This window comes from Clostridium sp. FS41 (assembly GCF_000954015.1).
GTDB lineage: Bacteria > Bacillota > Clostridia > Lachnospirales > Lachnospiraceae > Enterocloster > Enterocloster citroniae.
In genome coordinates, this window is the sequence record NZ_JYHN01000072.1 from 13,641 (window position 1) to 29,512 (window position 15,872).

A 15,872-nucleotide genomic window follows, 5' to 3' on the forward strand; every position below is an offset into this window, starting at 1 on the left:
AGCCGGCTACTGTATTGTGTTTATATCCGTCAATCCACGGAGAACCGCTTCAGAACTTCTTCATTCACTTCAACTCCAATGCCCGGCCCGGCCGGAACCTTTACCATTCCATTTTCCATTCTGACCGTACCATACACAAGATCATTTCGGAATGGATGCTCTGATTTATCAAATTCGATCATTGGCTCCATGGGATTCAGGCAAAGAGGGGTTGGCGGTAGGGAGGCAATGTACTGCAGGGAAGCTGCCTGACCGATCCCTGAGCCCCAAACATGGGGTATCACCATAGTATTATATGCCTGAGCCATGGCTGCCACCTTTTTCATTTCAGTGATGCCGCCGCAGGAACACAGTTCCGGCTGCAGGATATCCAGGACATGGCCTGATATCCAGTGCCTGAATCCAATCTTCCCAAAGACGTTCTCGCCAGCTGCAATATAGGTGGGAGTCAGGGTCTTTAACTCTTTGTATCCCTCAATATCCTCAGGAGGAAGCGGCTCCTCAAAGAAATTCAGTTTTGCATCCGCAGTCTCCAAAAGAACCCGCCTTGCAGTTCCTGCATTATATGCGCAGTTGGCATCCACCATCATGAGGACATCGTCCCCCACCGCCTCTCTGACCGCATGGACAAACTTGATATCATCCTTAACATCAAACCCAATAACCAGTTTAAATGCCTTGAATCCGTCTTCCAGATATCCCTTTGCCTCATCAATGGAATCCTGGTAGGTGAAATTTTCTTTTCTATAAAAGCCCGTGGCATAAGGCTGTATCTCTGTTCTGAAGGCGCCGCCAATAAGCTTATGCACTGGCTTTTGCACCGCCTTTCCAATAATATCCCACAGGGCGATATCCACGCCGCTCATTGCATTTATAGCAATTCCTGACTGGCCTACCTGACGGGTCAGATTATACATTTCCTCCCATAAAACTTCCACATCAAAAGGATCTCTTCCTATTAACAAAGGTTTCAACCAGCTGTCAATTGTAATCCTGGCAGGTTCCGGGGGCTGTGTCCCATGGCACATGGATTCTCCCCATCCAACGATTCCCTCATCTGTCTCAATCTTTACGATCACAGAGCAGCGCTCTTTGATGATCCCATTGCCATACGCGGTGGGATCTGCCAGTGTTTCACGAAGCGCATATGTCATTACGTCCCTTATTTTCATCTTCGTTTTCCTGCCTCCATCTCTTATATATTATCTTTTAATCTCCATTTGACCATTTACTGATTCCCTATGGTTCAAAATGCTGGAATGCACCATCTTTTACCTGGATAAAATGTGCTTTACATTTTACATTATCTCCATTCTCATCAAAGGCAACCTCACCTGTCACTCCGCTGTAGTCTGTATTAGCCCGGAGCCATTCTACCAGATCCCGGCCTGTCAGGTCTTTTGCTTCCTCTGACTTTAAGGCTTCCGCCACCACATAAATGGAGTCATAGCATCCAGCTCCCCACTCACCGGGAGCAAAGCCGGATAATTCCTTGTATGCCTCCACAAATTTCTGAACCTGTTCATTCTCCACCGTGGGGTCAAATCCACATACGGAAACAAATCCCTCTGCGGCCTCTCCTGCAATTTCAATAAACTGGGGGTTGGATGCTCCGCCCAATGAGAAGATCTGGGCGTCATATCCAAGAGAACGGGCCTGCTTGGTAAAAAGTGCTGCCGGGGAATATTCCGACATGATAATGACACAATCCGCTCCTTGGTTCTTAAAATTGGTCACATGGGCCGTGTAATCCTTCTCCGTGGTGGGGTTCACACAAGCTGTGGAAATAAACTCCATCCCATATGTATCTTTCAGATAACCCGCGCAATACTCGTAGGAGGATACATCCGTATCACTGACCGTATAGATGATGGCCGGCTTTTGGAATTTCATTTCATTTACGATCAGGTCACACAGCTGTGCCACATTGCCATTGTCCCTGTAGCTCACTCTCAGCAAATTCTCAAACCCGTGCTGTGTCAGGTGATCCGCTGTATTAATACCTGCAATAACAGGCAGATCCACTGTTTTATACACCGGATAGGATGCCTGGGTTCCTCCGGATGATACTGTGGTCATAACAAAACGGTAACTGGGATCTGCAACAATCTTCTCTGCGCAGATGATGGTCTGATTGGGATTCAGCTGATCGTCATACACGTCAAATTCCAGCTTTTTTCCTAAGATTCCGCCTGCCTCATTGATCTCGTTCACAGCCAGCTGGATTCCGTTCAGCTGCTGTGCTCCCTGGGAAGCCGCGTCTCCTGTCATAGGGCCTACCACAGCAAACCGAATCGTTCCTGCTTTCCCTTCCTGTGAAGCGGATTCCTGAGCGGTGGATTCCGTATCTTTAGTGGTTTCCTGCTTTTTATCAGCCTGCACGGCGGCAGTTTTCTGGCACCCGGTACTGAGGAGCATGGCCATAATGAGACACACTGAAGCACTAACAATCGTTTTTTTCATGATTACCTCCTTAAATTGTATTATTACAGCATAACAGTCACATTAACATACACGGTCACTCTTTGGTCCTTTACAGGGTATCTGCCGGCTTTTCTCTGCAATAAACATGGATTATCATTGAATATTCCCGTTTTGTTTGATACAATCATTATATCATAGGAAAGGAGCGGCATCACTCAATGATATCCGCAATTTATTGTATTATATCAGCGAACTTGCCATACGCTTATGGATTATTATAATACTATAACCCGTGCTCCGCAGATTGGCATCAATGAGCATCTGGAAGAGATCAGTCTCTCCAATTCCGGATTTTCTTCTTACAGCATTTTCTTGGATGAATTCAAACAGCATTCATTGACCACCTTTCAAAATCACTGGCACCACTCCCTGCAATTCAGCCTTGTGATTTTGGGCCAGATCAAATATTCCATGGGTTGCGAGGAGTACATCCTGGATCCGGGAGAAGGGATTTTTATCAATTCCAACGCCCTTCACTGCGTTAATTCCCTGTCTGAAGGCGACAGCTGCGCCATCACCCTGCACATGGATCCATCCCTGATCAGCAGCCAGAACGATATCCTTCTCTACACCAAGTACATTGCCCCTGTTATCAATAATCCACTTTTGAAATGCATCCTGCTTCAGGATGATTTCGCATGGAAAACCCGGATCCTGGAAACCCTTCGCCGGATCTTTGACGCTGAAATGTACAAGAAGACAGGATATGAGCTGTTCATCAAATACCAGTCATGCTCCATATGGTATCAGATGATCGCCAATTCCCCCTCCATACTGGACCAGGCTAAGGCTGAGGATTCGGTTGACAGCCAAAGGATTCGGCTCATGTTGGATTTTATCCACCATTCATACCAGCAAAAGATAACCCTGTCACAGCTGTCCCATGTTTGCAGTATAAGTAAAAGCGAATGCGAGCGGTGTTTTCAGCGCACGCTTAATTTAACCCCCATCGAGTACATACTTCATTACCGTATAGAGATCGCCGCCAATCTCCTTAGGAATCCCCAGACTCCCATTTCCGAGATTTCCTATGGGGTGGGCTTTACTGAAATCAGTTATTTTTATAAACAATTCAAACGCATAACCGGCTATACGCCAAAAGAATACAGGCTTTTATGCCAGACATGATTGCTTTTTCTATAAAAATGATGGATGCATCTTAGAGTTTTCCTCACAGATGCATCCATCATGTATGATCAAAGATCAGTTTTTATCTAACGGTAAATACAAAATCTCACCAGCTGGTCCATATCCCCGGGATCCGAGGTCAGGATTTCCATCTCCTTAATCTCCCCTCCTGAGAAAAATGTGGCCAGAGACACACATTTGGTCAGCTGTGACTTCAGATTCAGCCTGTCCCCCTCCTCGGTGAGCAGTTCAACCCTGCCCTTACACTTGTCAACCGTCCTAAAAAATCCTTCAATGTCGTCAATCTTATAGAATTTCATGTTTCCCTTCCTCCTCAGACAAAATCTGTTTTTCGTACGCTTAAGCTCCGCCCAGATATGCTTCCTGGATGGCCTTGCTTGCCAGAAGGTTCTCCGCCGTATCGGAAGCAACCACATTACCGATCTCCAGCACATAACCGTAATCCGCAATTCTCAATGCCTGTTTTGCATTCTGCTCAACCAGCAATATGGATGTGCCCTGGGCATTTACACCTTTAATGATATTAAACACTTCCTGGACAACGATCGGCGCTAATCCCATGGACGGCTCATCCAGCAAAAGCAGCTTGGGCCTTGCCATCAGTGCCCGGCAGATAACAAGCATCTGCTGTTCTCCGCCGGAAAGGGAACCGGCCGGCTGGTTGCGTCTCTCCCTCAGCCTGGGGAAGGTGTTAAAATGATTTTCAATATCAGCCTCCACCCCGTTGTCCTTTCTTGTAAATGCTCCCATTTTCAAATTTTCATAAACCGTTTGATTCTGGAATACTTTTCTTCCCTCCGGACACTGGGAAATACCCAGGGTCACGATCTTGTCAGCTTCCATTCCTCCAATCTCCCTGCCGTCCAGCGTGATGCTTCCTGCCGCAGGTTTTAGGAGTCCTGAAATTGTCTTTAGCAGAGTACTTTTTCCCGCTCCGTTTGAACCGATCAGGGTTGTCAGCTTTCCGTCTTCCGCTGTAAAGGATATTCCTCTCAGCGCTGAAATCTCACCGTATTTTACAACTAAATCTTTTACCTCCAGCGCCATATGCTATTCCTCCTCACTATTTCCCAGATAGGCTTCGATTACCTGAGGATCGTTCTGCACGGCCACAGGCTCGCCCAATGTCAGCAGCTGGCCAAAATTCAGGACGGCAATCCTGTGACAGAGACTCATCATGAATTTCATATTATGTTCAATTACCAGCACGGCCGGACCCTGTTTTCGTATCTCCTGGATCAGCATCATCAGTTCCATGGTTTCCTGCTGGTTCATACCTGCTGTAGGCTCATCCAGCAAAAGGAGTTTAGGTTCACTGGCCAGCGCCCTTGCGATCTCCACAAGACGCTGTGTACCGTATGGAAGGTTTCCGGCTGTCTCATCTGCGAATCTTTCAATCTTTAAAAACCGCAGTATTTCCATGGCCTTTTCAGACGCCTGTTTTTCAGCCTCTTTCTGTTTTTTGTTGTTCATGCAAATGGAAAAGAGATCTGTATGGACGTTTTTGTGCATCCCCACGGCTACATTTTCAAGGACCGTCATTTTTGAAAATACCCGGATATTCTGAAATGTCCTTGCAAGTCCCTCCAAAGCATAGTCGGTTGTCTTTTTTCCGGTCATGTCTTTTCCGTTAAAATACACCTTGCCTGAACTTGGCATGGAAAAGCCTGAAACCGCATTAAAAAGTGTTGTTTTTCCAGCGCCATTAGGCCCGATCAGTCCAAAGATCTCATCCTCATAGATTTCCAGGGAAACATCGGAAAGCGCTTTTAGTCCGGAGAAATTTTTGGAAACATTTTCAATCTTTAATATTTCTTTCATTCTTTCTTTTCCCCTTTCCTGAGTTTTATATATGCCATGATCTGATCCCTGATACCGTTCACACCAAACAATCCATTGGGTGCAAACAGCATGAGTATAACCATCAAAGCGCCCATGAACAGGAGCCGGAAATTGTAGAAGGATCTGGAGATTTCGGGCAGTACAGTGAGGATCACGGTTCCCACAATGGATCCGGGAAGGCTTCCCAGGCCGCCTAATATGGGCATCTGGAGCATGATCAGGGACTCATCTATGGTATAATTAGTGGGCGATGCAAACATTGTATAGTGGACAAGTGCAGCGCCTGCGATCCCTGTAAAAAAGGATGCCACGGCAAAGTTGATCATTTTATATTTCGCAACGTCAATCCCTGCATAAGCGGCAGCAATGGGGTCATCCCGCAATGCCATAAACGCTCTTCCCATTTTGGACCGCGTGATCCTGCGGATCACAATGTAACAAAGAATCAGCAGAACAAAGTTAAAATAAAACATGGACTGATGGGTTGCAAATGTATATCCAAATAATTTAGGCCGTTCCGCCACAAAACCAAAGGCTCCTCCTGTCACCTTGATCCAGTTTTGAAGAATCAGCCGAACGATCTCACTGAATCCAATGGTGATTAATGTCAGATAGTCAAAGGAGGAGTACCTGCACAACATTCCCAGCAGCAGTCCCAATAAACAGGCAAACAGTCCGCCGCCAACAAAGCTGATAATAAAGGGAACTCCCAGCCTGCTCATCATAATAGCTGAAAAATATCCGCCGATCCCGGCAAACGCCGATCTTCCAAAATCCAGCTGCCCTGAAAATCCAACGATCAGGTTGATGGAAAGGGCAATGATGGAATAGATCATAACATTGTTGATCACTTTTAACGCATATGTATTTTTAACAAATAACGGGATTGTACAAACTACAATCAGGAATACCAATAAAACAGAATTTTTCCGTTTCAGTATGCTGTCCATTTTCATATCTTCTCCTCCTCCTTATATTTTTTCTGCAATCTGTGCAGGGAACATACCCTGTGGACGGATTAAGATAAAAATGATAAATATCAGCCATACAAAGGCATCCTTGTACGCAGATGACACGTAGGCCCCAATAAAGGTTTCCGCCAGCCCCAATGCAAACGCTCCAACGATCGCACCCTTCAGGCTTCCGATACCGCCCCAGATACTTGCCATCCAGGCTTTCATGGTACCGTAGGCAAAACCGATCCCCATATAGATCATCTGGTAGTAGGAACAGAACAAAAGTCCTCCGATCACACCAAGGACCGCACCCAGACCGTATACAATAGAGATCACACGGTTGGCCGGTATTCCCATCAGTGAAGCTGCCGGAATACTCTGTGAAATACCGATGATCGCCTGACCCCATTTGGTTTTTTTCAGCAAGAGTGAAATAACCATCATCAATACCAGGGAGATCATCAAAATATAGATCTGCAGTTTTCCTATGACGATTCCGCCAATACTGATACTGGACATATCAAAGATCCCCAGATTAAAATTGTAAGTCTCAGTCCCCCAGATCAGCTGTATCAGATTCCTCATGATATAGGCAATACCTACAGCGGAAATGGTGGGCGCCACACGCCCGGAATCCCGCAGCGGCCTGTATGCAAACCGCTCCACAATAACATTCAGGATAAACCCTGCTAAACATCCCAGTAAAATTGCCAAAATTGGATTACACCCCGTTCCAATCATGGAAAATACCACAAAGCATCCAACTGCATACACATCTCCATGGGCAAAATTCAGTTTTTCCAAAATACCGTAAACCATATTGTAACCAATGGAAAGCAGCGCATAGACGCTTCCAATACTCAATGCATTAACTAAATGCTGTAGAAACATGATTACCTTTCTCCTTTCAAGATATATTAAATTTTTTATATATAATATAAAATTTTTATATGGTCTAAAATGCTTGAATCACTGTATCTTCCCCCTTTCTGGCAACCATGTTTTTTGCCAGGTGAATCTGGTTTCCCCATAGGTTACTGCATTTTAGCCAATTCACTTTCAGACCTTTTTTTATTATTCATAACTTTATCAGACAACTCAATTGTAGTCCATTACAATAACTGCCATTTACATTACAATATTTGCTTTTTATTCTATTCCTCCATGGACACTGAAACGGCCTTTCCTCCCATTCAGGCCGGATTATCCCACTTTCACAAATCAGAAAAGTCATTGGAAACACCATGATTTTTTTGTCCGAATTTAATATCATTTATTGCTTGCAGCAAGATATGTAATGCCATCGCAAAAAGCGCTGGCCCAATGATCGGCACCAACGCTCTTTAATATATTTTTTTCTATTCTCTATCTTCTATCCTTCACCCTGGTCAAACAAAATCTGGTTTACTGAATAAACAGCTGTGTCCAGTAATCCACCCCTGATGCATTCTTATAATGACCCACTCCGATGGAGGTGTAATTTGCATTCAGAATATTAGCTCTGTGTCCGGAGCTGTTCATCCATCCTTCCATTACCTGCTGAGGCGTGCTCTGGCCATATGCAATGTTCTCGCCTGCTCCCCTGAAATTGACCCCTGCTGCGGTCAGTGCCGTATTAAAGCTGCTTCCGTCAGGTCTTGTATGGGAAAATGATCGTTCAATCTCCCTTGCCCTGGTCTGGGCAGCGCTGGCAGCTCCATTGTGTACGGTCAGCGGTGACAGACCAGCCTTGGCCCTCTCCTCATTCACCAGCTTTACCACCTGGTTTGCAAAAGCATCCTGGCTTCCGTCCGCCTCGGGCTGATCCGGTGTGAGGTCACCCGGCTGGTCCGGCAGCATATTTCCCGGATAGTCCGGAATCGGAAACTCAGGCATAGGAAGGCTGTTATCCGGCACATTGGATCCCGGCATGTTCACTCCAGGAAACTGGATTCCCGGAAGGTTGATGCCCGGCAGAATCTGGTCACAGTTAGCTCCGTTCATAGTGCCGCCAATCACAACCACCTTTCCTCCTGGAATATTGTATGTACCGGTTGCAGCATATGCGGTTGCAGGGACCGCTCCTGCTGCTGCCAAAGTAGTTGCTGCTGTCAGTAGGCAAATTGATAATTTTCTCATGGTATATTCCTCCTATTGTTACATAAATATTACATTTTTGTTACAAAAGAATAATACCACATAATTAATGGAAATACGTTAGGAGATAGATGGTAATTCTGGAAACCATTACTGTATCTGATGGAATCAGGAACAAAATCAGGCAATGGTTTCAACAATAGTTTCCGGAATGCTGTCTGAAACCTCTTTCGTAATGCCTTCCGGCCTTTCCACCTTCTCATCCAGCTTTCTTCCAATTCCGGTTATAGCTGAGAAAAGAAATACGAGGGCGATTACAAAAGCATGAACAGTAAAAGGGATCATGGCCAATGGGTTAGTAATGGCCGGACACCAGGAATAGGTTGCCGCTGCCGCCGCTGCGGTTGCGCACATCAGAATACTCTGCCCTCCCCATGGCATGGTATAGCCAAACATGGCCTGTACTGAATCGGAGAAATTTGCCGCCCTGTACAGGGAGATATGATACTCCTCGGCAATACCTTTCATGATGGGACCGGCTACAATCTGAGATGTAACATTATTACATAGGCCGAAGGCGGACAGCGCGATCACAAACCAGTTTGTAACCTCAGCCTGTCTGGGGGTCTTAATATATTTCTTTATCTTTCCCAAAAGGGAGCCTACCGCACCGCTGGATATCATGGGCTGGATGACTGCTGCGCTTAATATGATAAACACGATCAGGCCGATAAATCCGGAAATGCCTTCAATCAATGCACCGCCGATACCGGTATCCGTTACGCGGATAATCGAGTTCCAGGTCAGGAGTCCGGACGGGATCCCCATAATAATGGCTAATACACCTCCGATGGACATGCACATGATCAGGTTGATGCCCCTGAATGCCAGCACGATCACCAGAATGGCGGGAATAAGCATGATAAGCCCCTTGGGATCTGCCTGGCCTGTGATCAAGGCATACTGTTCTGTGGAAATGGAAACTCCGCTTTCCAGTACAAATCCAAGGATCGTTATAATGGAAAAGGAAATTGCGCCCGCCACCAGTGTATAGGGAAGCCTCGTCTTTACAACTCCGGGAATATCAACCCCCATGGTTGCAGCCGCCACAATGGTAGAGTCAGACACCGGAGCCAGGTTGTCCCCAAAGGCGCCTCCGCTGACAATGGCTCCGGCCATCACAAGGGGATTGACTCCCAATGCCACACCTGCCGGGTATAAGAGCGCCCCAATGGTCACAATGGCAGAACTGCCGGAACCGTTGGATGTGGAATAGATTGCTGCAACAAGAAACGTAATACCTGCAAAGAACCCCTTGCCGATATTAAAAGTCAGTCCCAGCCATACCAGACCATTCCCCAAGCCGGAGGCTTTCAGAATGCTTGCAAACATACCTGCAAATATCCAGCAGAAAATTGGAGTGATATACAGCGGGGAAGCCGCGCCATGAATGATGGCGTCAAAGTACTTTGCCGAGTCAGATGCCAGCAGCATCCCCAGCATAATACATACACAGGCTACCACCCAGAACGCCTCCATGGCAGCCAGCCCCATTGCAGAACATCCCAGCAGTCCTGCGACCATCAGCAAAAACGGGATCAAACTAGTGTACTTTCCACCTCTGAAAGAAAGAACTTCATGATTCATTTTTCTCCTCCTCAATACTTATGTGTACCCCTGGAATCTCCCGGTACTCAGATCTGCGGGCGTACACTTATATTTTTGTGATCTCAAGCCTTATATGAACGGCTTTTATGTACCTTGCTCCCGGCAGCAGGTCTTCCTTATATTTGCCGGCGTATGTTCCTGTTTTATTTCCTCCCCTCTCCAGTTTTCTTTTTAACCATTATAAAAGGATTATTTTAAAAAATCCTGGTTAATCTTCCCGGGTTATTGTACTATTTTGTCAGTATTGCATTAAATATTGATTATTTTATCGTTTTATTGTACTATTTTATCAATCAGATAGAAAGATGGGGGGTATATAAATGAACCAGGAAGAAAAAATAACCATGGAATTTTCAGATGGGGCAAAGAATTTTGAACTCAGCGAACAGTCCGAGGAGATATCTATTTCACTGGCATCCATTGAATTCTACAATGATGCCTACCAACCCAACAATCTATCCCAGAACCACTGGCATTATTCCATTCAGTTTAATTTGATCACAAAGGGAACGCTGCGGGCAACCATTGAAGGGGAAGAGATTCTGATCTATAAGGGGCAGGGCATCCTCATCAACTCCAATATCCTGCACAGGTTAGCCCAGGAGGGCGGCCAGTGCTGCACTACGGTTAGTATCCAGATCCCTCCCCATTACATCTGTCCGAAGATGGAAACAGATATCTATCAGAAATATATTGTACCTATTGTGAACAACCCGTCTGCCAAATATATTTTATTAAAGGAAGATGGAACCTGGAGATCATCCGTGCTCTTAAAGATGAATAAGGCCATTGAATGCAAGCTGCAAAAGGACACTGCCTATGAGCTCCAGATCAAGGCATTTGTCCTGGATGCATGGGTTGACATTATTAAAAATATTCCGGTCAATGGGGATACACTGCTGGATCGCCTGCATTTGACACAGCAATCGTCAAGGGTAAAAGCCATGCTTTCCTTTATTGAGGAAAATTATAGTGAAAAAATAACCCTTTCCAGGATCGCAGATGCCGCAGACATCAGTATATGCGAGTGCAACCGATGTTTTCGCAATGTCCTGCATTTAACGCCCATCGAATATCTGATCCAATATCGAATCATTGCCGGATGCAGGCTGTTGAGCACCACAAACTTATCCATTGCCCAAGTTGCAGGTGCGGCCGGCTTTACGGAAATGTCTTATTTTTATAAAATCTTCAAAAAATACACTGGGTATACACCAAAAAAATACCGGAATACTTTTCATAATCTCCACGGATAGCCAACCAGCGGGATAACGAAAAAAGACCTGCCAAAAGGGCAGGCCTGACTGAATCTATTATATTAACATTTATGTAAGGGAACAGAAGCTTCTTCCCCTTATCCTGTTTCTTGTTCTATTTCTTATTCTCTTCCTTGTTTTCTTTCTTATTCCCCTCCTGCTTCCCCTCTCTTTTCCCAGTCTTCGGCTCAGGCAGCGCTTCGCACGTCCCTATCACAAGTTCTGTGAGAAACCCGGCGTCATCCAGGTCCTCCACCATGTACATTCCCGGCCGGCCTCCATGGGGAGCCGTTGGTTTTGCATCCGGCAGCATCCTGTGTCCCGCCTCCGTTATCTTAACGTAGAACTGGTTTTCTTCCACTGTGCCGAAGAATTTACCTCCGCACCACAGCCCGTACTCGCCGAATAATTTCTTATATGTGATCACGCCGGCGCCGGCCAGCTGTGACGCCACATACTGGACATAGTCCAAACTTGAAGCCATCCGTCTTACCTCCTCTCAATCCAGTGCCCCATTCATCACAGATACAGCCGCAGCAGGTAACGGTCTTCTCCATACAGCACCCCGTTTCCTTTTTTCATTGTACCATTGCAAACAGGACAACTGTATGTCATGTTTGCTCATACTGCTTACAAAGTACATTTGCAATCTGTAACAAGTCCTCCCTGAATTCTGCCGGTTCCAAAAGCTCGATCTGGCTTCCCAGGCTGAGTATCCATGACAGCAGATTCTCCTTGTCCGAATATCCGGCCTGAAAAAGCAGCCTGCCGTCCTCCATCTCTGTCAGACTCTCTACTCCAAATTCCTCCACCACCCGCCACTTGATCCGGGGCTGGCAGATGGCTTTTACCCGGAACCGGATGGGGAAGGGACCATTGGGTTCATTTTCATATGCAGGCATATCACGCTTTTTAAAATGCTCCCCTTTCAGTTCCAGATCCACCATCCGGTTCAGCTTAAACATTCTGTAATCCTGTCTGAGACAGCAATATCCCCACACATACCAGGACGCCCACTGGAATACCAGGGTGTAGGGTTCAATGGTCCGTCCTGTTTCCCCGGACGGAGAATAGTATGAAAAATGGATCAGGCAGCTGTCCTCAATGGCATCCTGGATCAGCTTGATCTTTGGAGTCAGGGATTCCTTGTACCAGGAGGACAGGTTGATCATAATATGGCTGTCCACATTGATCAGGTCCTGGTTTCCAACCGCCAGCTTGTCCATAAGCTGCTTGTACCGGCTTGTACCGGACACGCTGTCCAGGCTGCGAAGCCCGGCCAGGATAGACTGCATTTCCCGTGAAGTGAGAAGTGTCTTATCCATGCGGAAGCCTTCCATAATGGAAATGCCTCCTCCTGCTCCCCTTGCCGTGACAATAGGGATACCGGCCATACAGATATCCTCAATGTCGCGGCTGATGGTCCGCCGTGAAACCTCAAACTTGTCCGCAAGGTAGGGCGCAGTGACTTTTTCTCTTTGGAGAAGAATGGAAAGTATGCCAATAAGGCGGTCTATTTTCATGTGTGTTAACCTCGTCTGCAAATGGAATATCATCTATCATATACCATAACACACAATGGCCTGTTTGAGAATTGCTTTCTAATGGAAGAAATATCCCCCCTTGCTTGCAGTTGCGGCTGTTTTATTGTATAAATAAGCTAACCGGACAGACCAGCGGTACTGCCATGCCGGGGCATATCATGCAATCAATCGCAAAGGAGATACAGCATTGGATTTCCGATTATTAGAATATATCGTTAAGATAGCAGAAGAAAATAATATAACCAAAGCATCTGAAAAACTCTTCATTTCCCAGTCAGCCCTTAACCAGCAGCTCCTGAAACTGGAGCAGGAGCTGGGAACCAGACTGTTTCACCGTTCCAGGACAAACTGGCACCTTACGGAAGCAGGAAAGATTTATGTGGAAGGTGCCAGGGATGCGTTAAAGATCAAGCACGACACCTATACGCGGATCCAGGATATCTGCGATTCCAAAACAGGCACGCTTACCATCGGACTGACCCATGGCAGAGGGATCTATATGTTTGCTTCCCTCTACCCGGAACTTCATTCACGCTATCCCGGTCTGGACCTCAGACCGGTTGAAATGAATGTGTACAAGCAGCAGGAAGCCATTGTCCAGGGCTCCATTGACATGGGCTTCCTCGCCCTTTCCAGGGAGCAGCGGACCAATGATTGCTATGAAAACCTGATTTCCGAGGAAATGGTGCTGGCCCTTCCTGCATCCCATCCAGCCGCCGGATCTGCCAATCCTCCCGGCCGGCCTCTGGCAGTGATCAACCTGGACCTGCTAAAGGACACTCCTTTTGTACTTTTATTTAAGGAATCCTCCCTGCATGAAATTGTGGATAACGCATTTAAGGAGGCGGGCTTTGAGCCCAGCCTCCTATTTGAGACATCCAACACGGTCAGTATCTTAATGATGGTCCAGTCCACCTATTGCTGCGGTGTGGTGCCCTATTTTTATTCCCGGAAATATCCGGAAGGCGTGGTATATTTTGCCCTTCCCGGTCACCCCTGCTGGGACCTGGCCATCTCCTACCGCAAAGATATATACCTGAGCAGCGCTGCCCGGGACTTTATTGAACTTGCCAAGGAATATTGGGAAAACCAAAAGGGCTAGATCCTGTATTTCTCTATGATCTCTTCCCTCAGTTCGATGCCCAGACCCGGAGCATCACTTAAAGTGATCACTCCGCTGCTGTCGGGACACAGGGGTTCCTTTAAAAGCCCATCCCTGAATATATTATCACTCAGGTCATATTCCATGGTTGCCCCATTGGGAATCGCGCAAGTGAAATGCGCGCTGGCGGCCAAGAGGATACCGGAAGACCAGACATGGGTTGTGCATTCCATGAAATTGGCCTCTGCAATGGCTGCAATTTTTCTGGCTTGTGTGATGCCGCCGCACCAGCTCAAGTCAGGCTGTACCATATCCATTGCCCCCATCCGTATCATCCTCATATAATTAGTGGCCAGGCATTCTGTCTCATAGCCGGTTATCCTGGTCACCAGGTCAGCAGCCAGCCGGGCGCTTCCCTCATAATCATCCGTGCGGACGGGTTCTTCCAGAAAATGGATGCCCAGCTTATCGTATTCCTTTCCCGCAGCCAGCGCATCCGGGTAACTCCAGGCCGCATTGGCATCCAGCATAAGCTGGCAGTCATTTCCCAGGGCTTTTTTCACAGCAGCCACCCGCTCAATGTCCTCCTCCATGGTCACCATTCTGCACTTGTCCGGCCGGTTAAATACTCCCAGGGAAAACGGGGTATCTGTGCGGGCAACCTTGATCTTAACGCCCCTCATCCCCATGTCAGCGTAATGCTCCGCTTCCTGCACCAGCTCCCTGATCCCCTTGTTCTCCATATAAAAACCGCCGCTGCCATACACGGGAGCAGATCTCTTAAATCCTCCCAGCAGCCGGTAGAGAGGGGTTAATGCAGATTTTCCAAGCAGGTCCCACAGTGCAATATCCACTCCTGACAGGGCGGAGATCAGGATTCCTGACCTTCCGTGCTGAAAATGCGCAAAGAAACACTTGTGCCAGATACGCTCCACATCCCTTGGGTCTTCCCCTATGAGCATAGGGGCGATCTCCTGTTCCAGCACTGTCAATGTGGACTGCACCGGCCCTCCGTAGGCAGCCGCCTCCCCCAGCCCTACCAGGCCATTGTCCGTATAGATCCGAACCAGAAGCAGCTGCCTCTGGCTGCATTTTCCCACACCGCTGTAGATTGGTTCCTCCAAGGGATATACCATGGGAATGCATTCCACTTTCTCTATCTTCATGGTTTTACCTCTTTTACTGTCATTTTATTTTTTAAGATGCCAATTCCCTGTATTTCCACTTCAACCGTCTCCCCCACTTTAAGTGGGCCCATTTCCACCGGTGAACCGGTAGCAATCATATCGCCCGGATACAGTGTCATATACGTTGAGATAAAGGAAATGAGAAATGGGATGGGGAAATACAGGTCTGACGTGCTCATATGCTGCCTCACCTGCCCCTGGACCCGTGTCTCAAGGATCAAATCGCCTCCATCGATCCCATCCGCGATGACAGGACCCAGAGGAGCAAATGTATCCACCCCCTTTCCCCTGGTCCACTGCCCGTCCTCTTCCAGCATGGTCCTGTCTGTCACATCATTGATGCAGGTGTATCCAAACACATGGTCCAATGCTTTTTCCTCCGGAACTTTGCTGCACCGTTTCCCCATCACCACTGCCAGTTCCCCTTCAAAGTGGATCGTATGGGCAGGATCCGGACAGATGATCCTATCATCCGGCCCAATGACCGAGGAACCAGGCTTTATAAAAAGTCTGGGGCAGGAGGGCGGATCCATATGTTTGCCGCTCAGGTGGGATTTGTAATTTGCGCCCACCCCCCACGATCTTCCCCGGCTCACAGGGCGGCAGCA

16 protein-coding genes are annotated in these 15,872 nt (G+C 47.2%); 3 read left to right on the top strand and 13 right to left on the bottom strand.

Annotation, left to right across the window (positions count from 1 at the left end):
- Nucleotides 1-29: 29 nt before the first annotated feature.
- Complete coding sequence (locus CLFS41_RS24470; RefSeq protein WP_045093794.1) at nucleotides 30-1,172, bottom strand: mandelate racemase/muconate lactonizing enzyme family protein; 1,143 nt, start codon at nucleotides 1,170-1,172, stop codon at nucleotides 30-32.
- A gap of 67 nt (nucleotides 1,173-1,239) precedes the next feature.
- Complete coding sequence (locus CLFS41_RS24475; protein ID WP_045093795.1) at nucleotides 1,240-2,463, bottom strand: ABC transporter substrate-binding protein; 1,224 nt, start codon at nucleotides 2,461-2,463, stop codon at nucleotides 1,240-1,242.
- 228 nt (nucleotides 2,464-2,691) lie between these two features.
- Between CLFS41_RS24475 and CLFS41_RS24480 the strand changes: the two genes are divergently transcribed.
- Nucleotides 2,692-3,612: an AraC family transcriptional regulator gene (locus CLFS41_RS24480; protein ID WP_045093796.1), complete on the top strand. Its 921-nt coding sequence runs from the start codon at nucleotides 2,692-2,694 to the stop codon at nucleotides 3,610-3,612.
- Between the two features lie 86 nt (nucleotides 3,613-3,698).
- Here CLFS41_RS24480 and CLFS41_RS24485 read toward each other — a convergent pair whose 3' ends face one another.
- The 7 genes from CLFS41_RS24485 to CLFS41_RS24515 all read right to left on the bottom strand — a co-directional run bounded on the left by CLFS41_RS24485 (nucleotide 3,699) and on the right by CLFS41_RS24515 (nucleotide 10,154).
- Nucleotides 3,699-3,932: a hypothetical protein gene (locus CLFS41_RS24485; protein WP_007862667.1), complete on the bottom strand. Its 234-nt coding sequence runs from the start codon at nucleotides 3,930-3,932 to the stop codon at nucleotides 3,699-3,701.
- Nucleotides 3,933-3,972: 40 nt separating this feature from the next.
- On the bottom strand, nucleotides 3,973-4,680 hold the full coding sequence (locus CLFS41_RS24490; protein WP_007862668.1) for an ABC transporter ATP-binding protein: 708 nt from the start codon (nucleotides 4,678-4,680) through the stop codon (nucleotides 3,973-3,975).
- Between the two features lie 3 nt (nucleotides 4,681-4,683).
- The gene (locus CLFS41_RS24495; RefSeq protein WP_007862669.1) at nucleotides 4,684-5,454 is read right to left on the bottom strand and encodes an ABC transporter ATP-binding protein; all 771 of its coding nucleotides are present in this window, start codon (nucleotides 5,452-5,454) and stop codon (nucleotides 4,684-4,686) included.
- On the bottom strand, nucleotides 5,451-6,431 hold the full coding sequence (locus tag CLFS41_RS24500; protein ID WP_052665852.1) for a branched-chain amino acid ABC transporter permease: 981 nt from the start codon (nucleotides 6,429-6,431) through the stop codon (nucleotides 5,451-5,453). Before CLFS41_RS24500 ends, CLFS41_RS24495 begins: the two co-directional genes overlap by 4 nt.
- 15 nt (nucleotides 6,432-6,446) lie before the next feature.
- A complete protein-coding gene (locus CLFS41_RS24505) occupies nucleotides 6,447-7,322 on the bottom strand; it encodes a branched-chain amino acid ABC transporter permease (protein ID WP_007862673.1) in 876 nt (291 codons plus the stop codon).
- Between the two features lie 513 nt (nucleotides 7,323-7,835).
- The gene (locus CLFS41_RS24510; RefSeq protein ID WP_045093797.1) at nucleotides 7,836-8,549 is read right to left on the bottom strand and encodes a CAP domain-containing protein; all 714 of its coding nucleotides are present in this window, start codon (nucleotides 8,547-8,549) and stop codon (nucleotides 7,836-7,838) included.
- A 138-nt stretch (nucleotides 8,550-8,687) separates the two neighbouring features.
- Nucleotides 8,688-10,154 (bottom strand): Na+/H+ antiporter NhaC family protein, encoded by a 1,467-nt coding sequence (locus CLFS41_RS24515; RefSeq protein WP_045093798.1) that lies wholly within the window; start codon nucleotides 10,152-10,154, stop codon nucleotides 8,688-8,690.
- 341 nt (nucleotides 10,155-10,495) lie between these two features.
- On the opposite strand from CLFS41_RS24515, the gene CLFS41_RS24520 reads away from it, so the two are divergent.
- A complete protein-coding gene (locus tag CLFS41_RS24520) occupies nucleotides 10,496-11,431 on the top strand; it encodes an AraC family transcriptional regulator (RefSeq protein WP_045093799.1) in 936 nt (311 codons plus the stop codon).
- Between the two features lie 115 nt (nucleotides 11,432-11,546).
- Here CLFS41_RS24520 and CLFS41_RS24525 read toward each other — a convergent pair whose 3' ends face one another.
- Together CLFS41_RS24525 and CLFS41_RS24530 are read right to left on the bottom strand one after the other, a co-directional pair.
- Complete coding sequence (locus CLFS41_RS24525) at nucleotides 11,547-11,915, bottom strand: TfoX/Sxy family protein (RefSeq protein ID WP_045093800.1); 369 nt, start codon at nucleotides 11,913-11,915, stop codon at nucleotides 11,547-11,549.
- Between the two features lie 127 nt (nucleotides 11,916-12,042).
- A complete protein-coding gene (locus CLFS41_RS24530; RefSeq protein WP_045093801.1) occupies nucleotides 12,043-12,954 on the bottom strand; it encodes a YafY family protein in 912 nt (303 codons plus the stop codon).
- A gap of 208 nt (nucleotides 12,955-13,162) precedes the next feature.
- Here CLFS41_RS24530 and CLFS41_RS24535 point away from each other — a divergent pair, with 208 nt between their 5' ends.
- On the top strand, nucleotides 13,163-14,077 hold the full coding sequence (locus tag CLFS41_RS24535) for a LysR family transcriptional regulator (protein ID WP_045093802.1): 915 nt from the start codon (nucleotides 13,163-13,165) through the stop codon (nucleotides 14,075-14,077).
- On the opposite strand, the gene CLFS41_RS24540 is transcribed toward CLFS41_RS24535, so the two are convergent.
- Nucleotides 14,074-15,243: a mandelate racemase/muconate lactonizing enzyme family protein gene (locus CLFS41_RS24540; RefSeq protein ID WP_045093803.1), complete on the bottom strand. Its 1,170-nt coding sequence runs from the start codon at nucleotides 15,241-15,243 to the stop codon at nucleotides 14,074-14,076. The two genes, CLFS41_RS24535 and CLFS41_RS24540, sit on opposite strands and share 4 nt — an antisense overlap.
- Nucleotides 15,240-15,836, bottom strand: coding sequence for a fumarylacetoacetate hydrolase family protein (locus CLFS41_RS29620; RefSeq protein ID WP_161797508.1), 597 nt, complete (start codon nucleotides 15,834-15,836; stop codon nucleotides 15,240-15,242). The genes CLFS41_RS24540 and CLFS41_RS29620 overlap by 4 nt, the downstream gene beginning before the upstream one ends.
- Nucleotides 15,837-15,872: the final 36 nt, after the last annotated feature.